The sequence below is a fragment of the Roseobacter fucihabitans genome (assembly GCF_014337925.2).
GTDB lineage: Bacteria > Pseudomonadota > Alphaproteobacteria > Rhodobacterales > Rhodobacteraceae > Roseobacter > Roseobacter fucihabitans.
Genome location: NZ_CP143423.1, coordinates 4,362,826 through 4,385,972, shown reverse-complemented (window position 1 = coordinate 4,385,972; position 23,147 = coordinate 4,362,826). Strand labels below are relative to the sequence as shown.

21 protein-coding genes are annotated in these 23,147 nt (G+C 57.5%); 15 read left to right on the top strand and 6 right to left on the bottom strand.

The window, feature by feature from the left end; genetic code table 11:
- Entirely contained in the window at positions 1-2,637 is a 2,637-nt protein-coding gene (gene mutS / locus ROLI_RS21420) for a DNA mismatch repair protein MutS (RefSeq protein ID WP_187428464.1), read from the bottom strand.
- Between the two features lie 137 nt (positions 2,638-2,774).
- On the opposite strand from mutS, the gene ROLI_RS21415 reads away from it, so the two are divergent.
- A complete protein-coding gene (locus ROLI_RS21415) occupies positions 2,775-5,030 on the top strand; it encodes an NADP-dependent malic enzyme (protein WP_187428463.1) in 2,256 nt (751 codons plus the stop codon).
- 3 nt (positions 5,031-5,033) lie between these two features.
- Here the strand turns inward: ROLI_RS21415 and msrA are convergent, their stop codons facing one another.
- On the bottom strand, positions 5,034-5,696 hold the full coding sequence (msrA, locus tag ROLI_RS21410) for a peptide-methionine (S)-S-oxide reductase MsrA (protein ID WP_187428462.1): 663 nt from the start codon (positions 5,694-5,696) through the stop codon (positions 5,034-5,036).
- A gap of 191 nt (positions 5,697-5,887) precedes the next feature.
- Here msrA and ROLI_RS21405 point away from each other — a divergent pair, with 191 nt between their 5' ends.
- On the top strand, positions 5,888-6,583 hold the full coding sequence (locus ROLI_RS21405) for an HAD family hydrolase (RefSeq protein ID WP_187428461.1): 696 nt from the start codon (positions 5,888-5,890) through the stop codon (positions 6,581-6,583).
- A gap of 6 nt (positions 6,584-6,589) precedes the next feature.
- Here ROLI_RS21405 and ROLI_RS21400 read toward each other — a convergent pair whose 3' ends face one another.
- Entirely contained in the window at positions 6,590-7,807 is a 1,218-nt protein-coding gene (locus tag ROLI_RS21400; RefSeq protein WP_187428460.1) for an argininosuccinate synthase, read from the bottom strand.
- Positions 7,808-7,939: 132 nt separating this feature from the next.
- Here ROLI_RS21400 and ilvA point away from each other — a divergent pair, with 132 nt between their 5' ends.
- Entirely contained in the window at positions 7,940-9,175 is a 1,236-nt protein-coding gene (gene ilvA, locus ROLI_RS21395) for a threonine ammonia-lyase IlvA (protein ID WP_187428459.1), read from the top strand.
- A 9-nt stretch (positions 9,176-9,184) separates the two neighbouring features.
- Positions 9,185-9,997, top strand: coding sequence for an SDR family oxidoreductase (locus ROLI_RS21390; RefSeq protein WP_187428458.1), 813 nt, complete (start codon positions 9,185-9,187; stop codon positions 9,995-9,997).
- Here the strand turns inward: ROLI_RS21390 and ROLI_RS21385 are convergent.
- The gene (locus ROLI_RS21385) at positions 9,994-10,326 is read right to left on the bottom strand and encodes an Hpt domain-containing protein (protein WP_187428457.1); all 333 of its coding nucleotides are present in this window, start codon (positions 10,324-10,326) and stop codon (positions 9,994-9,996) included. The two genes, ROLI_RS21390 and ROLI_RS21385, sit on opposite strands and share 4 nt — an antisense overlap.
- Positions 10,327-10,534: 208 nt before the next feature.
- Between ROLI_RS21385 and ROLI_RS21380 the strand changes: the two genes are divergently transcribed.
- Entirely contained in the window at positions 10,535-11,773 is a 1,239-nt protein-coding gene (locus tag ROLI_RS21380) for a PP2C family protein-serine/threonine phosphatase (protein WP_187428553.1), read from the top strand.
- Here the strand turns inward: ROLI_RS21380 and ROLI_RS21375 are convergent.
- Positions 11,761-12,198, bottom strand: a complete 438-nt coding sequence (locus ROLI_RS21375) for an NUDIX domain-containing protein (protein ID WP_187428456.1) — start codon at positions 12,196-12,198, stop codon at positions 11,761-11,763. The genes ROLI_RS21380 and ROLI_RS21375 overlap by 13 nt on opposite strands.
- Before the next feature lie 81 nt (positions 12,199-12,279).
- Between ROLI_RS21375 and ROLI_RS21370 the strand changes: the two genes are divergently transcribed.
- From ROLI_RS21370 to ROLI_RS21335, 8 genes are all read left to right on the top strand, one after another.
- Entirely contained in the window at positions 12,280-13,269 is a 990-nt protein-coding gene (locus ROLI_RS21370; RefSeq protein ID WP_187428455.1) for an Hsp33 family molecular chaperone HslO, read from the top strand.
- Positions 13,259-13,855 (top strand): CoA pyrophosphatase, encoded by a 597-nt coding sequence (locus tag ROLI_RS21365; RefSeq protein ID WP_187428552.1) that lies wholly within the window; start codon positions 13,259-13,261, stop codon positions 13,853-13,855. Before ROLI_RS21370 ends, ROLI_RS21365 begins: the two co-directional genes overlap by 11 nt.
- On the top strand, positions 13,831-15,009 hold the full coding sequence (locus ROLI_RS21360; protein ID WP_187428454.1) for a CCA tRNA nucleotidyltransferase: 1,179 nt from the start codon (positions 13,831-13,833) through the stop codon (positions 15,007-15,009). Before ROLI_RS21365 ends, ROLI_RS21360 begins: the two co-directional genes overlap by 25 nt.
- A 168-nt stretch (positions 15,010-15,177) precedes the next feature.
- Positions 15,178-17,016 (top strand): ABC transporter ATP-binding protein, encoded by a 1,839-nt coding sequence (locus tag ROLI_RS21355; RefSeq protein ID WP_187428453.1) that lies wholly within the window; start codon positions 15,178-15,180, stop codon positions 17,014-17,016.
- Entirely contained in the window at positions 17,013-18,845 is a 1,833-nt protein-coding gene (locus tag ROLI_RS21350; protein ID WP_187428452.1) for an ABC transporter ATP-binding protein, read from the top strand. Before ROLI_RS21355 ends, ROLI_RS21350 begins: the two co-directional genes overlap by 4 nt.
- 40 nt (positions 18,846-18,885) lie before the next feature.
- On the top strand, positions 18,886-20,133 hold the full coding sequence (locus ROLI_RS21345; RefSeq protein WP_187428451.1) for a class I SAM-dependent RNA methyltransferase: 1,248 nt from the start codon (positions 18,886-18,888) through the stop codon (positions 20,131-20,133).
- Positions 20,130-20,909 (top strand): ion transporter, encoded by a 780-nt coding sequence (locus tag ROLI_RS21340; RefSeq protein WP_187428450.1) that lies wholly within the window; start codon positions 20,130-20,132, stop codon positions 20,907-20,909. The genes ROLI_RS21345 and ROLI_RS21340 overlap by 4 nt, the downstream gene beginning before the upstream one ends.
- Before the next feature lie 86 nt (positions 20,910-20,995).
- A complete protein-coding gene (locus tag ROLI_RS21335) occupies positions 20,996-21,496 on the top strand; it encodes a murein L,D-transpeptidase family protein (protein WP_187428449.1) in 501 nt (166 codons plus the stop codon).
- On the opposite strand, the gene ROLI_RS21330 is transcribed toward ROLI_RS21335, so the two are convergent.
- Positions 21,493-22,011, bottom strand: a complete 519-nt coding sequence (locus ROLI_RS21330; protein ID WP_187428551.1) for a CAP domain-containing protein — start codon at positions 22,009-22,011, stop codon at positions 21,493-21,495. The two genes, ROLI_RS21335 and ROLI_RS21330, sit on opposite strands and share 4 nt — an antisense overlap.
- A 164-nt stretch (positions 22,012-22,175) precedes the next feature.
- On the opposite strand from ROLI_RS21330, the gene ROLI_RS21325 reads away from it, so the two are divergent.
- Together ROLI_RS21325 and ROLI_RS21320 are read left to right on the top strand one after the other, a co-directional pair.
- A complete protein-coding gene (locus ROLI_RS21325; protein ID WP_187428448.1) occupies positions 22,176-22,787 on the top strand; it encodes a L,D-transpeptidase in 612 nt (203 codons plus the stop codon).
- A gap of 140 nt (positions 22,788-22,927) precedes the next feature.
- Positions 22,928-23,104: a hypothetical protein gene (locus ROLI_RS21320; RefSeq protein ID WP_187428447.1), complete on the top strand. Its 177-nt coding sequence runs from the start codon at positions 22,928-22,930 to the stop codon at positions 23,102-23,104.
- The last annotated feature ends 43 nt before the right edge of the window (positions 23,105-23,147 follow it).

Here is a 23,147-nt window from a genome sequence, read left to right as displayed (position 1 = left end):
TCAGTTCTTAGCCGCCTCTTTAAGCGCATAGAGCATCTCCAGCGCCTGCTTCGGCGTAAGCTCGTCCGGGTGGATTGCCGATAGCCGCTCTTCAAGCAACGACGATTTCGCAGGCGCGGCTTGCGGTGTCGGTCTGGCCGAAAACAGCGGTAAATCGTCGATCAGTGTTTTCTGCGTGGCGCCGCCTTCACGTTCGCCTTTCTCAAGGGCTTCCAACACGACACGCGCGCGGGCAATCACCGCCGCGGGCAGCCCTGCCAATTGAGCCACCTGTACCCCATAAGAGCGGTCCGCCGCGCCGCGCTTCACCTCATGCAGGAAGATCACTTCGCCTTCCCACTCCTTCACGGTGACCGTCGCATTGTCGACACCTGGCAGCTTCCCGGCCAGCGCTGTCATCTCGTGATAATGCGTGGCAAAAAGCGCGCGACTGCGATTGACGTCATGCAGGTGTTCCAGCGTTGCCCAGGCAATCGACAGCCCGTCATAGGTCGCCGTACCCCGCCCGATTTCATCCAAAATAACGAGGGCGCGGTCATCCGCTTGGTTAAGGATCGCGGCGGTTTCGACCATTTCGACCATAAAAGTCGAACGACCCCGCGCGAGATCATCCGACGCCCCGACCCGGCTGAACAGCTGGCTGATCAGGCCGATATGGGCGGAGTTTGCGGGTACAAAACTGCCCATCTGCGCGAGCAGGGCGATGATCGCATTTTGCCTCAGAAACGTCGATTTACCCGCCATGTTCGGACCGGTGAGCAGCCAGATATTCGCAGCCCCTGCCTCGGCACTCAGATCACAATCATTGGCAATAAAGGGATCGCCCGAGCTGCGTTGCAGCGCATTTTCGACAACCGGATGCCTGCCGCCTTCAATGGCAAAAGCGCGGGAATCGTCGATTTTTGGCGCGCTCCAGTTTTCCGTCGTTGCGAGCTCGGCAAGGGCTGCCGTCAAATCGAGTTCTGATAAACCACCAGCCGCCTGTGCGATATCGGCGGCGTGTTTGAGAGCGTGGTTGCGCAGAGTTTCAAACAACCGCTTTTCGATCTCCAACGCCCGCCCGCCCGCGTTGAGAATCCTGGTCTCCATTTCGGAGAGTTCGACCGTGGTAAAGCGCACCTGATTGGCCGTCGTCTGGCGGTGAATAAACGTCTCTGACAAGGGCGCAGACAACATTTTTTCCGCATGGGTGCTGGGCGTTTCGATGAAATACCCCAAAACGTTATTGTGCTTGATCTTCAGAGACGAAATGCCCGTATTAGAGACGAATTCAGCCTGCATCTTCGCAATAACACCGCGACCTTCGTCGCGCAGCTTTCGCGCCTCGTCTAGGTCATCGTCAACACCCGGCGCGATGAAGCCGCCATCGCGTACCAAAAGAGGAGGCTCGGCGATCAGCGCCGTTTCCAGATGGTCGATCAATTCGGAATGACCGCGCAAGGCGTGGATGACATTCACCAGGAGGTCCGGGACAGCGGGCTCGCTTAGATCATCGCGCAGCAATTCCGCCTGCGCCAATCCGTTTCTGATCGCGGCTAAATCGCGGGGCCCGCCCCGATCCAAAGACAGACGCGAGAGCGCGCGATCAAGATCGGGAACTTTGCGCAGTTGGTCGCGTATTTTATGACGCTGTGCTGCATTATCATTAGCCCAGGCGACGGCATCCAGCCGCTTGCGCAAGACGCTGAGTATGCGAGACGGGCTGGACAGACGCCGTTCCAGAAGACGCGCGCCCCCGGCTGTGACGGTTTTGTCGATCACCGATAATAACGACCCGGCCCGTCCACCGGACAAGGCCTGCGTCAATTCAAGGTTGCGTCTTGTGGCTGCGTCGATCTGAACCGTGCGGGTTTCGGCTTCTCTCTGGGGTGCACGCAGGAGCGGCAATTTACCTTTCTGCGTGATTTCAAGATATTGTAACACCGCGCCCATGGCGGCAATTTCCGCACGGTCAAACGCCCCGAAGGAGTCCAGCGTTTCAACCTCAAACAGATCACAAAGGCGTTTTTCACTCCCCGTGCTGTCAAAGGCGGATCGCGCCAGGCCGGTCAAGGCAATACCAAACTCCTCAACGGTGTCGCGCAACTCCGCTTCTTGGGTCTCGCTCACGATCAGCTCAGAGGGTGCCAGACGCGCCAGCTCCGCACCCAAGCGCACCCGCGTCAGAGGCATTACATGAAACGCACCGGTGGATATATCGACCCAGGCGAGCGCATATGTGTCTCTAACCTGAGCGAATGCGGCTAGATAATTGTGCCGCCGCGCCTCCAGCAGCGCTTCTTCGGTCAGCGTCCCCGGCGTCACCAACCGCACGACATCGCGGTTCACGACCGATTTCGAGCCCCGTTTTTTTGCCTCTGCCGGGCTTTCCATCTGTTCACAAACCGCAACGCGAAACCCCTTGCGGATCAGCGTCAGCAAATACCCCTCGGCGGCATGCACCGGAACACCGCACATCGGTATGTCGGCGCCATCATGCTTGCCACGTTTAGTCAGGGCAATGTCGAGCGCCTCGGCGGCTGCAACGGCATCCTCAAAGAACATCTCATAAAAATCTCCCATGCGGTAGAACAGCAAAGCATCCGCATAATCGGCCTTCAATTCGAGATATTGCGCCATCATCGGCGTAACGGTCATGCGATGCCCCCCGGCGGTTTCGCATGACCTTACAAACGCGCGCGACGAGGTAAAAGCCACAAATGCTGTCTGCTTGAGGATGGTTGCCTGCTGGGCTAGATATCGGGGTTCAGAACATTAGCAAAGGCCGCCTTCCCATGTCCAAAACCCGCGTGACCCCCGAAGAGGCGCTGGCCTTCCACCTCGAACCAACGCCCGGAAAGTTTGAGATTACCGCGACCGTACCGATGACTACGCAGCGCGATTTGAGCCTTGCCTATTCCCCCGGCGTCGCCGTGCCCTGCGAGGCGATCGCGGCGAACCCGGAAACGGCTTATGATTACACCAACAAGGGCAATCTGGTTGCGGTGATTTCAAATGGAACGGCGGTGCTGGGCCTTGGCAATCTCGGCGCGCTGGCCTCCAAGCCGGTGATGGAGGGTAAGGCGGTTCTGTTCAAACGCTTTGCCGATGTGAACAGCATCGATATCGAACTCGACACTGAGGACACCGATGCCTTCATAAACGCGGTGAAGCTGATGGGGCCGACCTTTGGTGGGATCAACCTTGAGGATATCAAGGCGCCGGAGTGTTTCATCATCGAACAGCGTCTCAAGGAAGAGATGGACATCCCGGTCTTTCACGATGATCAGCACGGGACGGCCGTGATTTGCGCCGCCGGTCTTTTGAACGCGCTCAAAATTTCCGACAAGAAGATCGAGGATGTGCGCATCGTGCTGAACGGCGCGGGGGCTGCGGGGATCGCTTGTCTTGAACTGCTCAAGGCGATGGGCGCGCGCCATCAGAATTGTATCATGTGTGATACAAAAGGCGTGATTTATCAGGGTCGTGCTGAGGGTATGAACCAATGGAAATCGGCGCATGCCGTGGCGACGGAACTGCGCACGCTCGAGGACGCAATGAAGGGTGCCGATGTGTTTTTGGGCGTGTCGGTCAAAGGGGCCGTGACGCAGGATATGGTCACGAGTATGGGCGATAACCCGGTCATTTTCGCCATGGCAAACCCGGATCCCGAGATCACGCCCGAAGAGGCGCATGAGGTTCGCCCCGATGCGATTGTCGCCACCGGGCGCAGCGATTATCCCAATCAGGTCAATAACGTGCTTGGGTTTCCCTATCTGTTCCGGGGGGCGCTCGACATCAACGCCCGCGCGATCAATGATGAGATGAAAATCGCCTGTGCCCATGCTCTGGCCAATCTGGCGCGTGAAGATGTGCCGGATGAGGTCGCGTTGGCCTATGGTAAAAACCTCACGTTCGGGCGTGATTATATCATTCCCACGCCGTTTGATCCGCGGCTGATCCACCGGGTGCCGCCTGCTGTTGCAAAGGCCGGGATGGATACGGGCGCGGCGCGGCGTCCTATCATCGACATGGAGGCTTACGAGCTGTCCCTGAAATCACGGATGGACCCGACGGCCAGCGTTTTGCGTGGTATTAATGCGCGGGCGCGGGCCAATCAGGCCCGGATGATTTTCGCCGAAGGCGATGATCCGCGCGTGCTACGTGCCGCGGTAATGTATCAGCGTGCCGGGCTTGGAAAAGCGCTGGTTGTGGGTCGAGCGGAGGACGTGAAAGCAAAGCTCAAAACGGCGGGGCTGGAGGGTGCGGACCGCGAGATCGAGATCGTGAATGCGGCTAAAACAACCCATTTAGAGACGTATAAGCAGTTCCTTTATGAACGGCTTTACCGGCGTGGATTTGATGCGCAGGATATCCATCGTCTGGCGGCCAGGGACCGCCATGTGTTTTCCGCATTGATGTTGGCGCATGGGCATGGCGATGGGTTGGTGACGGGTGCGACGCGTAAATCGGCGCATATTCTGGATCGGATCAACCACGTTTATAACGCGGATAAGGAACACGGCGTGGCGGGGATCACGGCGCTTTTGCACAAAGGGCGGATCGTTTTCATCGCCGATACAATCGTCAACGAATGGCCCGATGAGGAGGATCTCGCCAATATCGCAGAACGTGCGGCGACGGTTTCCCAGAACATGGGGCTGGAGCCGCGTGTGGCTTTTGTCAGTTTCTCGACCTTTGGCTATCCGGTTTCCGAACGTGCGGACAAGATGGCAAAGGCGGCGGATGTGCTCGACCGGCGCGGCGTCAGTTTCGAATATGAAGGGGAGATGACGGTGGACGTGGCGTTGAACACGAAGGTGCAGGAAAGTTATCCTTTTTCGCGTCTGACCGGGCCTGCGAACATCCTGGTGGTGCCTGCCCGCCATTCTGCCAGCATATCGGTGAAGCTGATGCAGGAGATGGCGGGTGCGACAGTCATTGGGCCGATCCTCGCGGGTGTTGAGGGGTCGATCCAGATTTGCTCCACCGGTTCAACCGCCAATGACATCCTTAACATGGCTGTTCTGGCGGCGTGCAAGGTTGGCTAAATACTAGCTGCCCGCGAAGGGCGCTGCATTTCCCCAAAGCTCGCGAACGCGCGCGTCGCGTCCGCATGCCGCGCGGTAGGCCTTATAGGCGTTGGCTTTGCGCTTTGGGCCAAACCTTGTGATAATTACTTTCGAACTTTTGTAATAATCCTGATGATAGGCGTCCGCGGGGTAAAACTCAGAGGCGCGTAGAATCGGGGTTACAATTGTTTGACCCAAATCGTTCTGGGCTTTGGTAATGGCGGCTTTGGCGGTTTTTTCGTCTGCCGCAGAGCCGACAAAGATCGCGGTACGATAACTGTCACCGCGGTCACAGAACTGCCCACCCGCATCGGTCGGATCGACGGAGCGCAGGAACATATCCAAAAGCGTCCGCCGATCGACGACGCTTGCATCATAAGTGATCTGAACCGCCTCATAATGACCGGTGCCCCCGCCCGTGACCTGCTTGTAGGTCGGGTTTGGAACAGCCCCCCCGGCAAATCCGGACACTGCTTCCTTGACCCCCTTGACCCTCTCGAAGTCGGATTCCACACACCAGAAACAGCCCCCCGCAACCGTCAGGGTCTCCAGATCTGCGGCATGAGATTTGTGAGTTTGCACCACAAATCCAAGGGCGATCATTCCCGCAAGGACAATGGACTTCACTGTGTCACGTTTCATCATGGCAAGACTCCTTTGCTTTCAGAATGAAGCGGGACGCGTGGCGGCGCAACTCACGAGCCTGCGACCTCACGGGCAGGTGAACACAGTTTATGTCTTGGCATTCCCGGTGCAGGTTTTTAGCGTGTTTTGAAACATCAAGGACGGCACGCCATGCGCATTGAAACAAACCAAGCGGCTGGAATGGGCTCCTGATGCGCATTGCAATGTGGTCGGGACCCCGCAATTTATCTACCGCGATGATGTATAGCTTTGGCGCGCGCGCCGACTTTGCGGTCATGGATGAGCCGTTTTACGCGGCCTATCTGGCGCGGTCGGGCGCGGATCATCCGATGCGGGCGGAGATATTGGCGCACCATCTGAACGACCCTAAAAAGGCGGCGTCACTTTGTGCGTCCTGTGACGGTGCACCGCACCTCTATATGAAACATATGCCGCATCACATGCTCGAGGGGTTTCCGCTCGATTGGGCGCGGGATTGTGTGAACATTCACCTGCTGCGTCACCCGGCGCGGGTGATCGCGAGCTATACGGCTAAACATGTCATGCCGACGCTGGAAGATATCGGATATGCGCAACAATCGGCGCTGTTCGAGAGCCTGGGCGGCGTGGTGGTGGACAGCACCGATATTCGCGCGCACCCCGAAAGGGCGCTGCGTCGGTTATGCAGGGCGATTGATCTGCCTTTTGATCCGGGGATGCTGGAATGGTCTGCCGGTCCGCGCGATGAAGACGGCGTTTGGGGCGCGCATTGGTATAATGCCGTTCACAAAAGCACCGGGTTTGCCGGGGCCGAAGGGCCGTTGCCAAATCTCAACGGACCAGCCGCGGAGGTTCTGGCGCAGGCATTGCCCTATTACGAGACCATGAAGGCCCGCGCGCTGCGGTAATCGGGTCTATTTCAGGCGACGATCCCGTGCCGCGAGCAATTTCAGACGCAGAGCGTTCAACTGGATGAACCCCGCCGCGTCTTTTTGATCATAGGCCCCGGCGTCATCCTCAAATGTCACATGCGCTTCGGAATAAAGGCTGTGATTTGACCACCGACCCACGGTGCGCACATGCCCTTTGTAAAGCTTCAAGCGCACGGTCCCGGTGACATGGGTTTGGCTCGCATCAATCGCAGCCTGCAACATCGTGCGTTCCGGGCTGAACCAGAAACCGTTGTAGATCAGTTCGGCGTAGCGCGGCATCAGCTCGTCCTTGAGGTGCATCGCCCCCCGGTCCAGCGTGATCGATTCAATGGCGCGGTGCGCTTCGAGGAGCAGCGTCCCGCCAGGTGTTTCATAGATGCCACGCGATTTCATGCCGACAAATCGCCCCTCGACCAGATCAAGCCGCCCGCAGCCGTGCTTGCCGCCCAATTCGTTCAGTTTCGTCAGGATCGTGGCGGGGGACATGGTCTCGCCATTGATGCTCACGGCGTCGCCTTTTTCGAAACCGACTTCGACGTATTCGGGCGTATCGGGGGCCTCTTCGGGGCTGACCGTGCGCTGATACACGTATTCCGGCGCGTCCACGGCGGGGTCTTCGAGAACCTTGCCTTCCGAGGAGGTATGCAACAGATTGGCATCCACGCTGAACGGAGCTTCGCCGCGCTTGTCCTTGGCGATCGGAATCTGGTTTTTCTCGGCGAAATCCAACAGCTTTGTGCGGCTCGACAAATCCCATTCCCGCCAGGGCGCGATCACCTTGATATCCGGGTTCAAGGCATAGGCTGCCAATTCAAAGCGGACCTGATCATTGCCCTTGCCGGTGGCGCCATGGGCGATGGCATCCGCACCGGTTTCCTCGGCAATCTCCACCAGACGTTTGGAAATCAGCGGGCGTGCGATGGACGTTCCCAGCAGATAAAGACCCTCATAGACTGCATTAGCACGGAACATCGGGAAGACGAAATCGCGCACGAATTCCTCGCGCACATCTTCGATATAAATCTGCGAAGCACCCATCAGTTCGGCTTTTTTGCGCGCGGGCTCAAGCTCTTCGCCTTGACCCAGATCGGCGGTAAAGGTCACGACCTCACAGCCATATTCGGTTTGCAACCATTTCAGGATGATCGACGTATCCAGACCGCCGGAGTAGGCGAGCACAACTTTTTTGGGCGCAGACATTAACGTGTTCCTCAGTCAGATTTGTGCCTGCCGATAACGGGTTTTGGCGCGCGCAGCAAGGTTGAACCGCGTTGACCGGAGCGGGATGCGCCCCTAGAGATCAAAGACCGATGGATCAAAAGGAGGGCGCATATGGCCTCGAGTGATTTCGTACTGGCCGCCCGTGCAGCGGAACAGGAAATGCGCGCCGTTTTTGCTGCCACGCCCTTGTTGCGCAACGATCATTTGTCGGAGCGGTTTGATGCGGATATCTGGCTCAAACGCGAAGATCTGAGCCCCGTGCGGTCCTATAAATTGCGCGGTGCCTTCAACGCAATGCGCAAAGTGATCCCCGCGCAATCGCTGTTTGTATGCGCCAGTGCGGGCAATCATGCGCAGGGGGTTGCCTTTATGTGCCGCCATTTCGGCGCACGGGGCGTCATTTTCATGCCAGTCACAACGCCGCAGCAGAAGATCCAGAAAACACGCATGTTCGGTGGGGATCAGGTCGAAATCCGCCTTGTTGGAGACTATTTCGATAAAACCCTCACGACGGCCCAGAGTTTTTGTACCGAGGCTGGTGCGCATTTTCTATCGCCTTTTGATGATGAAGACGTGATCGAAGGGCAGGCTTCCGTCGCGGTAGAAATCGAGTCGCAATTGGGTCGCGTGCCGGATCGGATCATTTTGCCGGTCGGTGGGGGCGGGTTATCGGCGGGGGTGCGCAGTTATTTCGCAGAGCAATGCGCCTATACCTTCGTTGAGCCGACGGGTGCGCAGAGCCTCGGGTTTGCGCTGAAGGAAGGCGGGCCGATTGATGTGTCCCCTATCAATAGTTTTGTGGATGGTGCCGCAGTGGCGAAGCTCGGCGCGCGCACTTTTGATCGGTTGAAAACCATCAATTCGGGGGACGTGATCCACCTCTCTGAGGACCGCATTTGCACGACCATTGTGGAGATGTTGAACGTGGAGGGCATCGTTCTGGAACCGGCGGGCGCGCTGGCGATTGAGGCGCTGTCCGATATCGCCGATTATATCCGCGGCAAGACGATCGTCTGCGTCGCTTCGGGTGGGAACTTCGATTTTGAACGCCTGCCCGAGGTCAAGGAGCGCGCGCAGCGATATTCGGGGGTCAAAAAATACTTTATCCTGCGCATGCCGCAACGTCCCGGCGCGTTGAAAGAGTTTTTGAATATATTGGGCCCCGAAGATGACATCGCCCGGTTTGAATACCTCAAGAAATCGGCCCGCAACTTTGGCTCCGTGCTGATCGGCATCGAAACGACGCGACCCGAAAATTTCGCGCGGTTTCTCGGGGAATTGGACGGTGCCGGTTTCACCTATACCGATATTACAAACAACGAGACACTTGCTCAGTTCGTCATTTGAGGATCCCCCATGCAGTTTGCTGACAAAACCGTGGTCATAACGGGAGGGGCGAGCGGCATTGGCGCTGGTCTTGCGTCGCAATTGATGGAAATCGGCGCGCATGTCGTTATTGCGGACCGGGACGCGGTGGCGGTTCAGGCGGTCTCAGAGCGTCTCGGATGTGCGGGGTTTGTTTGTGATGTGGCCCAGGAAGAGGAGATTCGCAAACTGGTGCGTTATGCGTCGGACGCTGCGGGGCCGATAGATTGTTTTGTATCCAACGCTGGGCTTTTTGATACGCAACCGGGCCATGCTGCCTCCGCGCCTGATACCGTTTGGATGCAGAACTGGAATGTACATGTGATGTCCCATGTCTATGCCGCGCGCGCTCTTTTGCCGGATATGTTGGCACGTGGTGCGGGGCAGTTCATTAATGTCGCGTCTGCCGCCGGTCTGCTCAATCAAATTCAAAACGCCGCCTATTCCGCGACGAAACAAGCCGCGGTGAGTTTCGCGGAATCGCTGGCGATCACCCATGGCGACGCGGGGATCGATGTCGCGGTGGTCTGTCCGCAGTATGTGGCCACGCCGCTTATTGGTTTGCAGGACAGCGATGTGCAGAGCGGGTCAGGACTGTTAAGCGCGCAAGAGGTTGCGCGTTTGATCATCGCGGGCGTAGAAGAACGGCGTTTTTTGATACTGCCGCATCCGGAAGTTGGTGGTTTCGTGCGACTGCGGGCTCAGGATCATGACAAATGGATTGTTGGTATGAAGCGGCTCAGAGCGACCTCACTGGCGAAATTGGGCGTTGATCAAGCCGCGCATCTTTATCGACTCCTTTAACCCGCTAATTTCATTGCAACCTCCTTGACAAAAACCCTGCGCGATTCTGCATAGGATACCCTTATTTCATCCAGATCAATGGTGGCACCTGCATCCTGAGAGATGGCGGTTTCGCCATTTTGACAAAGCGCCGAAAAATGATCAAAACCGAGGCTAAGCGCGCTGCCTTTGAGGAAATGGAGCTTCTCTTCAAGGCCGGTTTGATTTTCCGCTTCGGACAATTCAGAAATTGCGCTGTCGACCTCCTCCAAAAACAAGGCGAGGATCTCATCGAAGTCTTCTGCGCCAACCTCCTCTCGCAGAGTGGCAACCCTTTCCCAATTTATCATGCGCTACTCCTATGCCTGACTCGAAACCATGCTCAAAACATCCTAAAAAATGGTTTCATTCCGGAAAATCAGGAACATCACAGCCAGCTTCACACGACCTTAAGAATTCGTGGCCTACAAAACCTGATAAGTCTGAGCAGAGTTTTTAGTGGCGCATAGTCAAACTATCCCTTTTCGAACGGTCGCTTCCGGGCACTCGGATACGCCAATGCTTGTATTGGTCGTGGATGACAGCCGGTTGCAGCGCAAAATTCTGTCCAGCTCCCTCAAGCGTTGGGGCTTTGAGGTGATGGAGGCCGACTCCGGCGAGATGGCAATGGAGATTTGTCGTACACATTCCCCTGAGGTGGTGTTGAGCGATTGGATGATGCCCGGCATGTCCGGCATCGATTTTTGCAAGGCTTTCCGCGAATTGTCTGGTGAGGCCTATAGCTATTTCATCTTGCTGACATCGAAAAGCGAGAAGAATGAGGTGGCTGAGGGTCTGGACGCAGGAGCGGATGATTTCCTGACCAAACCGGTGGATGGCAATGAGCTACGCGCCCGGATCACCGCGGGTGAACGAATCCTCGAAATGCAACGAGAATTAACCATTAAAAACAAAGTGATAACGGAAACGCTTGACGAGCTGCAGAGGCTATATGACTCGCTGGATGGCGATCTGCTCGAAGCTAAAAAACTACAACAATCATTGGTTCCTGAGCGTTTCAGGTCCTTCCCGTCGGGCGATTTATCGTTGCTGTTGCGCTCCAGCGGCCACGTTGGCGGTGATCTGGTTGGTTTTTATCCAGCTGGCGAAGGGCATTTGGGTTTATTTGCTATTGATGTGTCCGGCCATGGGATCAGCTCGGCACTCATGACGGCACGCTTGGCCGGGTATTTGTCAGCAACGGCGCTTGATCAGAACGTGGCGCTCGAAAAGCTCACCGATGGTACGTTCCGCTCGCGCCCTCCCGGAGAGGCTATTGCGACACTGAATGAGATGGTTCTGGATGAAATGGAGACGGAACATTATTTTACACTGATGCTGGCGGATATTGATTTGATCACGGGCAAGATGCTGGTGGGGCAGGCCGGTCACCCGCATCCGGTAATCCAGCGAAAGTGCGGAAAAATAGAGCAGGAGGGGACTGGCGGCTTTCCGGTCGGTTTGATTTCTGGCGTTGGTTTTTCGCAGTTCGAATTGCAGCTTTATCCTGGGGACAGGTTGGTGATCTTGTCCGATGGCGTGACCGAATGTCCCCTGGAAGGCGGCGAGTTCCTGGGCGAAGAGGGTCTTGAAACAGTCTTGGCTAAGTTGCATGCGGCCACAGGTCCAGGCCTTTTCGATTCACTCATGCAATCGCTGACCGAAATCTCCGGGTTAGAAGAATTTCCTGATGATGTGTCCGGGCTGATGTTTGAATTTTCCGGTCAGGGTCATTCACGGCCCGCTCAGAAGAAATAGCGTTTGACGAACATGCGGTCGCCGTCATTGCCCAAAAGCTCAAGGGCTTCATCAATCGGGACGACCAGTGTTTCATGATCCGGTTCCATTGGCGGACCTACCTGATAAACGGGCCGCGCGACAAAAACATGGCATATTTTTTCAGCCCAAAGATCATATTCCGGCATGAAAACGAACCTTCGGAAAGCCCCCAACCTAAGGGGTTTGGAAATGCGCCATCCGGTTTCTTCCAGAACTTCGCGATGCAGCGCTTGAATGGCGCTTTCACCGGGATCAATGCCGCCGCCTGGCAGCTGTATGTCGACGACCTCTGCGATTTGCGCAGTCAGTAAAATACCACCTCGCACCGGCAATATCGCATAAGCACCGGGGCGCCGGCGGTAACGCTGGTTTGCAAGCGGTGCATGTCCGACGCGCATGATCATTGTGGCTCGCCCTCTTTTCATCGCCCACAGGACGTTTATATGGGGCCGGTATGCCAACCCCTTGGCGATAAGGAAACCCCAATGACACTCGGACACCAGATCGCGTGGGACGATACGGTCCTGCCATTTCAACTCGATGCCAGCGATATCCGTGGGCGCATTGCGCGGCTGGACGGGGCGTTGAACGGAATTCTGAAACAACATGACTACCCGGCGCAGGTCGAAGCCTTGGTTGCCGAAATGGCGGTGTTGACGGCGCTGATCGGTCAGACGATCAAGCTGCGCTGGAAGCTGCAATTGCAGGTCCAGTCCAAAGGGGCTGTGCGGATGATAGCCACGGATTATTACGGTCCCGAGAAGGAAGGCGATCCGGCCCGGATCCGCGCTTATGCCAGCTATGATACGGACCGTCTCACGGATGCCGCGCCCTTTGATCAGGTTGGCGAGGGCTACTTTGCGATCATGATCGATCAGGGCGAAGGCATGACCCCCTATCAGGGAATTACCCCGCTGGAGGGCGGCTCTCTCGCCAACTGTGCGCAGACCTATTTTGCGCAGTCCGAACAATTGCCAACACGGTTTTCGCTGAGTTTGGGAAAATCGACGGAACCGGGTGTGGCCGAACATTGGCGCGCCGGGGGTGTGATGCTGCAACATATGCCCAAGGCATCGCCCTTTGTGGCGCAGGGGGTGGGGACCGGCGAGACGCTGTCGCCGTCCGATTTGTTGCCCGAAGATGAGGCCGAAAACTGGAACCGGGCGAATATCCTGCTTGATACGGTTGATGATCTCGAGCTCATCGGTCCGAGCCTCGGTCCCAACGATCTGTTGTTGCGCCTGTTCCATGAGGAACAGCCAAGGGTCTATGACGCGCAGGCCGTGCAGTTCGGCTGCACCTGTTCAGAGGATCGCGTGCGGCAAAGCCTGTCGATCTATTCGGCGCGTGACATTGAGACGATGACCACGGATGCGGGCCGGGTGACGGCGGATTGCCAGTTCTGCGGCGCACATTACGACCTTGATCCCGCATCGGTTGGGTTTGAGGCCGAGCAGGATGGCGATGACGCTTGAACTGGACGCGCTTCGGGCGGCGCTTGCACGTCCGGGGCGTCCGTCATCCGATTTCGATCTGAACCCGGAAACGGTTTTGCCTGCGGGGCGTAAATTGCGTCCCGCAGGTGTTCTGGCACCGGTTGTGCAGCGCGCAGACGGGTTGCACCTGTTGCTGACGAAACGTTCCTCTGCCTTGAAACACCATCCCGGACAGATCGCTTTTCCGGGTGGCAAGCAGGATGAGGCCGACGCCGATGTGATTGCCGCCGCGCTGCGCGAGGCGCATGAGGAGATCGGCCTGCCGCCCGAAAACGTCGACGTGCTTGGCACATTGCCCGCGCATGAAACCGTCACCGGTTTCATTGTCACGCCCGTGATTGGCGTTATCACCCGTGATTTCACGATTACGCCGGAAAAAGACGAGGTGGATGAGGTGTTTTCTGTCCCCTTGGCGCATGTGCTGGATGCGGAGAGATACGTGATTGAATCGCGTCGTTGGCGCGGGGCCAAACGGTCCTATTATGCGGTGCCCTATGGGCCCTATTACATCTGGGGGGCAACTGCGCGTATGTTGCGCGCATGGACAGATCAGATATCGAAATGATCCCGCCGCAAACGGCGTGGCTGAAGGACCCGGTTGTGCAATCGGTGTGTCACGCCATCGCGGTGGAGGGCGCAAATATCTATTTCGTGGGGGGGTGTGTGCGTGACGCCGTCCTGGGATTGGGCGGTTCGGATATCGACATGGCGAGTGACGCCACGCCGCAACAGGTCACAAGGCTGGCAGAGGCGCAAGGCTTCAAAGTGGTGCCGACCGGAATTGATCACGGGACGGTCACGGTTGTTGCCGAAGGCACGGGGTTTGAAATCACCACCTTTCGCAAGGACGTGAAAACCGATGGGCGCCGTGCCGAGGTTGCGTTTTGTGGTGACATGAAGTCAGACGCTGAGCGACGCGATTTCACGCTGAATGCGCTTTATGCAACAGCTGATGGGCAGATCATCGATCCGCTGGGGAGCGGGCTCAGGGACTGTCTGGCCCGCCGCATCAGGTTCATCGAAGATGCCGGAGCCCGTATCCGGGAGGATTACCTGCGTATTCTGCGCTATTTCCGGTTTCACGCATGGTACGCGGACCCGGAGCAGGGGTTTTGCCCCGATGCGATGGATGCAATCGCGCAGAATGCCGAGGGGCTGGAGAGCCTGTCGGCGGAGCGTATTGGGTCCGAGATATGTAAATTACTCGCCGCCCACGATCCGACACAGGCCGTTGCTGGCATGCAGCAGAGCGGTGCATTACAACGGGTTTTACCGGGCAGCGATATCACGATGCTCGGCCCCGTCGTCCATTTGGAGCAGGCCTTGGGGTTGCATGGAAATTGGCGCTTGCGTCTGGCGGCTTTGGGCGGGGATGCCAGCAGCCGATTGCGATTGAGCCGTAAGGACGCGCAATTTCTGGACCGGTTACGCAATTCAATAAGCGATATGATGCCCATCGCTGAAATCGCCTATCGTCACGGTTTCGAGCTCGCAAGTGGTGCGCTTGTGCTGCGCGCGGGTTTGGCAAACCAGCCTTTGGAACCTGCCGCGCTTTTGCCCCTGAAAGCGGCGTCAAAAGCGCGATTTCCGATTGCGGCGAAGGATCTGATGCCTGGGTTGAGCGGCAAGGCGCTGGGCGCGCGTCTGGCGGCTTTGGAGCGCCTTTGGATCGCGTCGGATTTCCGGCTCACCCGTGAGCAACTGCTTGCAGGCGAATGAAACGGTCGACAAAGCGGCATCTGTTTTGTACAAGCGTCAGACAAACACGGAGGAATACGAAATGTATCGCGGGATCTGGTTCAGCTGAAGCTGTCATAATCCAGCCCTGAAAGGCGCGGCATCGCAGCGCCTGACCATTTCGTACATCCTATCGTAAGGCCTCCCGCTATGTTCCGTTTTTTCGAACGACTTGTTGATCCCTATACACCTTACGCCGACACGGATCACCCGCCCCAAAAACTGTGGCCGTTCCTTTGGGAATACTCGCAACCCTTCAAAAAGGTCTTCTTCTGGGCCGGTTTGATGTCCATCATTGTGGCTGCGATTGAGGTCGGACTAATCTATTACATGGGCCGGGTCGTGGACCTGTTGGAGGGCGATCCCGTAACGTTCTGGGACACTTACGGAACGGAACTGGCGATTGCCGCGCTGTTTATCCTGCTCATTCGGCCGTTGTTGCAGGCGTTGGATGTCGCGTTGCTCAACAACACCATCCTGCCGAATTTCGGGACGCTGATCCGCTGGCGCGCGCATCGCCAGGTGTTGCGCCAATCCGTGGGTTGGTTCGAAAACGATTTCGCCGGACGCGTCGCCAACCGCATCATGCAAACGCCTCCCGCCGCGGGCGAGGTGGTGTTTCAGGCCTTTGATGCGATCTCCTTTTCGCTGGCCTATCTGATCGGGGCCGCGATTTTGCTATCGACCTCTGATCCGCGCTTGCTGCTCCCTTTGCTGGGCTGGTTCGGGCTTTACATGATCCTGCTGCGCTGGACGATCAAGCGTGTCGGTCCCGCCTCGCAGGCCGCTTCCAATGCGCGCTCGCTTGTCACGGGCCGGGTCGTGGATGCCTATACCAACATTCATTCCGTCAAGATGTTCGCGCATCACGAACAGGAGCTTGATTACGCCAAGGAAGCGATCGAGGAAACGCGCGTCACCTTCCAGAAGGAAATGCGCATTTTTACGGTGATGGATGTGACGCTCGTGGCGCTTAATGGGTTGTTGATCATCGGCGTTGTTGGCTGGGCGATCCTTCTGTGGTCGCAGGGGTCGGCAAGTGTTGGCGTCGTGGCGGCGGCAACCGCGCTCAGCCTGCGGCTTAATGCCATGACCGGCTGGATCATGTGGGCGCTGACCACGTTTTTCCGCGAATTGGGTGTTGTGGCTGAGGGCATGGAAACCATCGCACAGCCCATCACGCTGACGGATTCCCCGGAAGCGAAACCGCTTCAGCTCACGGACGGAACAATAGAAATCAAACAATTGTCGCACCACTACGGGCGTGCGGCGGGCGGTCTGGACCGGATTGATCTGACCATCCGGCGGGGCGAGAAAATCGGTTTGATCGGGCGCTCTGGGGCGGGTAAATCGACGCTCGTGAAACTGCTCTTGCGGTTTTATGACCCGGAAGGCGGGCAGATTCTGATCGACGGGCAGGATATCACCAAGGTCCGCCAAGACAGCTTGCGGATGTCTATCGGTATGGTGCAGCAGGACAGCTCGCTGCTCCACAGATCAGTGCGCGACAACATCCTCTATGGTCGCAATGACGCCAGCGAGGCCGAGGTCATCGCGGCGGCGAAACAGGCCCAGGCGCATGAGTTCATCCTCGATCTGGAGGATCCCGAGGGCCGTCGCGGTTACGCCGCACAGGTTGGCGAGCGCGGCGTGAAACTCTCCGGCGGGCAACGCCAGCGGGTCAGCCTGGCGCGGGTGATCCTCAAGGACGCACCGATATTGTTGCTGGATGAGGCCACCAGTGCGCTCGACAGTGAAGTCGAGGCTGCGATACAGGATACGCTTTACGGCATGATGGAGGGCAAAACCGTGATCGCCATCGCGCATCGCCTGTCCACCATCGCCAAGATGGACCGTATTCTCGTGCTCGATCAGGGCGGCATCGTCGAGGATGGCAGCCATGACGCGCTTTTGGCGCAGGGCGGGCTATATGCAGATTTCTGGGCCCGCCAATCCGGCGGATTTCTGACCATCGAGGAGGCATCGTGAAAATATCTGACTGGATCGACGCTTTTCGATCTGCCGAAGGTCCGCCACCGGAAACGTTGGGCGCGTTCATGCGCTGGTGTCTGTCGGGGTCCTGGCCTGCCTTGTGGTTGGCCGCGTTTTTCTCGGCGGCGGCGGGCGCGATGGAGGCGGGCACGGCGCTGATCCTTGGCATGGTCATTGATGCCACCGCCCGCGCCGGACCAGAGGCGTTTTTCGCAGGCGAAAATATCGCCGTGCTGGTGGGGGCCGTCGCGTTTTTCCTGATCGCGCGGCCTTTGCTGTTCGGTCTGTCGGCCTCGGCCAATGCGATCATCGTGCAGCCCAATGTGAACCCGTTGGTGCTCTCGCGCCTGCACCGCTGGACCCTGGGCCAGACGGTCGGGTTTTTCGACGATGATTTCGCCGGGCGCATTGCCCAAAAACAGATGCAGGCCGCGCGCGCCGTCACGGATGTTGTGTCCGAGGCGATCAACGTTGTGGCTTTTGCGCTGGCCTCGCTCGCAGGTTCGATCCTGTTGCTCTTTGCAATCGACTGGCGGGTGGCGCTTGGATTTGCGGTCTGGCTTATGGCCTATTTCGCAATGATTAATTGGTTCCTGCCCCGTATCCGCAAATTGGCCGCGGGGCGTGCGGGCGCGCGCGCCATGGTGTCGGGACAGGTGGTCGATACAATCACCAACATCAAGACGGTCAAGCTGTTTGCCCATGCGGACCATGAGGACCGCGCAGCGCTCGGCGCGATGCAGACGTTCCGCGCCCGCGCCTTGGAATTCGGTTATCTGGCGGCGGGGTTTCGCTTTGCGCTGATGGCGATTGCGGGCGTGTTGCCGGTCCTGTTGCTGGGCGGGACGATCATGCTTTGGCAGGCCGGGCAGGCGTCTCAGGGCGACATCGTCGCGGCGGGCGCGGTGGCGATCCGTATCGCGCAGATGACCGGCTGGGTCAGTTTCACCCTGATGGCGATTTATTCCAACATCGGCGAGATTGAGGACGGTATCCGCACGCTGACACCGCGCAATCGCGTGGATGATGACCTGGACGCGCGCGATCTAAATGTGCCGGACGGTGAAATCGTGCTGCGCGATCTTGGCTTTGCCTATGGGCGCGACAAGGGTGGCGTTCAGGGCATAGACCTGACGATCCACGCGGGGGAAAAGCTTGGGATTGTCGGCGCGTCCGGTGTTGGGAAATCGACGCTCGTCGCGCTGCTCTTGCGGCTCTATAATGCGGAACAGGGCAGAATCGAGATCGACGGGCAGGACATCACAGGTGTCACGCAGGAGAGCCTGCGGCGCAACATCGGCATGGTTACGCAGGAAACCGCGATGTTCAACCGATCCGCGCATGATAACATCATGTATGGTCGGCCGGACGCCACCCCGGAGGAGGTGATCGCTGCCGCCAAAAAGGCCGAAGCGCATGATTTCATCCTTGATCTGGTCGATCATAAGGGGCGCACCGGCTACGCTGCGCATCTGGGCGAGCGCGGCGTGAAATTGTCGGGCGGGCAACGTCAGCGAATTGCGCTGGCCCGCGCCATTCTGAAGGATGCACCGATCCTTGTGCTGGACGAGGCTACAAGCGCGCTCGACAGTGAAGTGGAGGCCTCCATTCAGGCCGCGCTTGAGCGGGTCATGGAGGGCAAAACGGTTCTGGCCATTGCGCACCGTCTGTCCACATTAACCGAAATGGACCGTATTATCGTTATGGATGACGGTCAGATCGTAGAAAACGGCAGTCACGACGCGCTGCTGGCCCAAAACGGACGCTATGCACAATATTGGGAGCGCCAGTCGGGCGGGTTTATTCGGACGCAGGCCGCGGAATAGGGGCTGTTGTGTCGCCGCTTCCTGCCGTAAGTCCGGCGTCATGACAGAGATTACAATCAAACGCCTCGGGATGCAGGGGGATGGGGTCGCCGACGGGCCCGTCTATGTGCCGCTGACTTTGCCCGGTGAAATTGTCGAAGGCACCATTGAGGGCACGGTGATGCGGGATGCCAAAATCCTGCGCCCCTCGGAGCGTCGCGTGGCCGCACCCTGTCGGCATTTCAAATCCTGCGGTGGGTGCCAGATGCAACATGCGGATGATGCATTCGTGGCCGATTGGAAGGTTGATGTGGTGCGCACCGCCTTGCACGCGCATGGGCTGGAGGCCGGTTTTCGGCGGATCGTAACCTCTCCCGCGCAATCGCGCAGACGCGCAGGTTTCGCCGCGCGCCGCACGAAAAAGGGCGCGATGGTTGGCTTTCATGGGCGCGCCTCGGAGAGCATCATCGCGATTCCGGACTGTAAATTGCTGGACCCGGCCGTGCTGACCGGTGTGCCGGTGGCAGAGGCGCTCGCCGTGATCGGGGCCAGTCGCAAAACGGCGCTGTCGGTGATGGTGACGACCACCGTTTCGGGGCTCGATGTGGCGGTGAGCCATGGCAAACCACTGGACGGCCCGTTGCGGCAACATTTGGCCTTGGCCTGTGATCAGCTGGGCCTTGTGCGGTTGTCTTGGGACGGCGAAATCATCGCCATGCGCGCCCCGCCCGTTCACAGTTTTGATGGCATTTCGGTCGCGTCGCCACCGGGCGCATTTTTGCAGGCCACGGCGCATGGTGAGACTGCATTGCGCGATGCCGTTTTGGAAATCACCAAGGGTGCGCGCCAGGTCATCGACCTTTTTGCCGGATGCGGCACCTTTTCGCTGCCGCTTGCCCGGCACGCAGAGGTACATGCCGTTGAGGGCATCCGCGATATGACCGATGCGCTGGATCAGGGCTGGCGCAAGGCGCAAGGCTTGAAAGCCGTAACCTGCGAAACGCGCGACCTTTTTCGCCGCCCGCTATTACCCGATGAAATGGCCAAGGCGGGTGCCATCGTGCTGGATCCACCGCGTGCGGGGGCTGAGGCGCAGGTGGGCGAGATTGCCAAGACCCGCGTGGCCCGCATCGCCTATGTCTCCTGTAATCCGGTGAGTTTCGCGCGGGACGCCCAAACCCTGGTAAACGCGGGCTTTACCATTGATTGGATACAAGTTGTGGATCAATTCCGCTGGTCCACCCATGTGGAACTTGTCGCCAGCTTCACGGCTGCCCATATGCGCGACGAACCAAGGAGATCGACATGACACTGCGCGAACAATTGGATGCCTGGCTGGATCAGACCTGGGTGACGAACCTTGTGATGGCGGTCATCATCTTCAATGCGATCATTCTGGGCATGGAAACCTCGCCTGAATTGATGGCCCGCGCGGGGGATTTGATCATAGCGTTGGATATCGCCTGCCTTGGGTTTTTTATTGCTGAAATCCTGTTGAAAATTTTCGCGCGGGGCGGGCGGTTCTTCAAAAGTGGATGGAACCTGTTTGATCTGGCGATTGTGGTTGTGGCGCTGGTACCGGGTTCGCAAACCATGTCCGTGTTGCGGGCTTTGCGTATTTTGCGGGTGCTTCGGGTTATATCGGTTGCGCCACAGTTGCGCCGTGTCGTCGAAGGTTTCGTGACCGCTCTGCCCGGTATGGCCAGTGTATTCGTGTTGATGGCGATCATTTTCTATATCGGCGCGGTGATTGCGACCAAGCTCTTTGCGGCGAGTTTCCCCGAGTGGTTCGGATCCTTGCCGCTCAGCGGGTATACGCTGTTTCAGATCATGACGCTTGAGAGCTGGTCGATGGGAATCGTGCGTCCGGTGATGGAAATCTACCCCTATGCCTGGGCGTTTTTCGTACCGTTTATCATGATCACTACTTTTGCCGTGGTGAACTTATTGGTGGGCCTGATCGTGAATTCCATGCAGGACGCGCATCAGGAAGAGGCCGGTGCGGTGACGGATGCCTACCGCGACGAAGTCCTGACGCGGCTGATTGCCATAGAGAAACAAATGGAGCGAAAATCAGATCGCTGACAGATTTGTGAACTTGATTAACCATTCATACATGTTAACCGTGAAAAAAGAGCAGAACGTCGAAAAGACATACAGGACAGCATAAAATGCGTCGCAGAGATTTGATTTTATCGACCGCAGCAGCCGTTGCGTTGAGCGGATGTGCGGGTAGTTCAAAATTCCGCCGCTATGACGGACCAGAGGTGACATATGTCGTGGTGAACAAGGGTGCGCGCAGGATGCATCTTTTGCATCACGCCTCCGTGTTGAAGAGTTATGACATCAACCTGGGTTTTGCGCCGGTTGGGCACAAGCAGTTCGAAGGCGATGGCCGCACGCCCGAAGGGGTTTACCGGATCGACCGCCGCAACCCGAATTCCAATTTCCACCTGTCACTGGGGATTTCATATCCGAACGTGAATGATGTCGCGCTTGCCAAGGCGATGGGGAAATCCGCAGGCGGTGATATTTTCATCCACGGTCAAAAGAACCCATTCAGGCGCGATTCAAAGGACTGGACCTGGGGCTGCATTGCCGTCGCAAACGAGGAGATGGAAGAAATCTATGCGATGGTTCAAGATGATACGCTGATCGCGTTGAATGCCTAAACCGGTCCTGTGCTGAATCCGGGGCTGCCGGTCACGAGCGTCCACCAGATTTTGCCGTTTGATTCCTGAAACCACGAAAACCCCATTTGCCGTGCATCAGGTGACAGAATGACCCGCCGGGTATCGGGTTTTTCCATCCATGCGCCCAGCGTTTCGAGCTCTGATTCGAAGGTTTCGGAGATATTTTCGCCAACAAGACGTCCGTTGTAGCCAACGCGCTGAATGCGATCGATCGGGGACGAGCCGTCTGATCCAAAATGCCAGGGTCTGTTCTGAACCGACATATCGCGCGAATGGGTCGCCGCCGCCGCATTCAATTTCGGATCCAGCTCAAGGGATGCCTGCCCGGCCGCACCGCGCAGGGCGTTCACGGCATCCAGCATTCTGAACTGTATTTTGCCAGTGTCATTGCGACCGATTCGGTAAATCTTGGAACTATCATTGAACCCGGAAGACGGCGCGCAGGCCGACAACACCAGCCCCACCGCGAGAAGAATCGAAAACAGACGCATAATCTTCACTCCCTAAACGTTCCTTTGACGCTTATATTGCAATACGTTGTAATTCAAACGCACATCCGCGACAGAAGCGCAGATGACAAGGGTTTGATTTGCGACTGCGGCTTTCGCGCAATAATCTGCGTCAAATTCTGAATTTTTCGTGTTTAAGGAGGCATCCGATGTCTAACAAACCTTTCGAATTTCCGAGCCGCCGGTCCTTTTTGGCTGGTAGTGCTGCGATGCTTGCCACGCCTGCGATTGCGCAGAATACATCTTCGGTGAATTCCGCCACAACCACCCAGGGCGAGCGCGACCTGAACGAGGTTGTGCCGCGCAATATTTCAAGCTTCCGAAGCCTGGATTGGCGTCCCTACTTCTCTGATCTGAAAAACGGTGCGATTTTGGTCGATATTGATAGCCGTGCTTTGCATTATTGGGCGGAGGACGAGGGTTTCTATAAATTGTACCCCTCCAGCGTGCCCCTGACCGAAGAGTTGACCCGCCGCGGCCGGACCCGCGTGACGCAGAAGGTCGAAGGGCCCAGCTGGCGGCCGACACCGTCAATGCTCAAGCGCAACCCGGAATGGCCGCCCTTTATCGGCCCCGGCCCGGATAACCCGCTTGGCACGCATGCGCTCTACCTCAGCTGGACCTATTACCGGATCCACGGGACCCATGATACGCGCAAGATCGGTCGGCAATCCTCCAACGGGTGTATTGGCCTATATAATGAACATATTCAGGAGCTCTTCGCCTTGTCCAAGGTTGGTACACAAGTGTTGCTTATTTGACGACATTGGCCCCCATCTGGGATTTCGAATTCGAATCCAGTTTGCAATGATGGAGGTATGATGATTTACAAAGCGTCACGAGGTAAGTCTTGAGTGCGTGGGACCGCTTTGCGGGCCACGCCGTTTCTGGAGGTTATGATATGAAAAAACTAGTTCTCGCAGCTGCACTGACAGCCGCAGCATCGACAGCATACGCAGGGTCACTTGCGGAGCCAGTTGTTGAAGCACCAGTGATTGTTGAAGAAGCATCTGGTTCTTCAACAGGCGTTCTGTTGCCGATCCTTCTGCTGGTTATTGCTGCCGCAGCACTTTCCTAAGTTCGCTTAGTAAGGGAAAAATCAAAAAGGCGGCGCAGTGCGC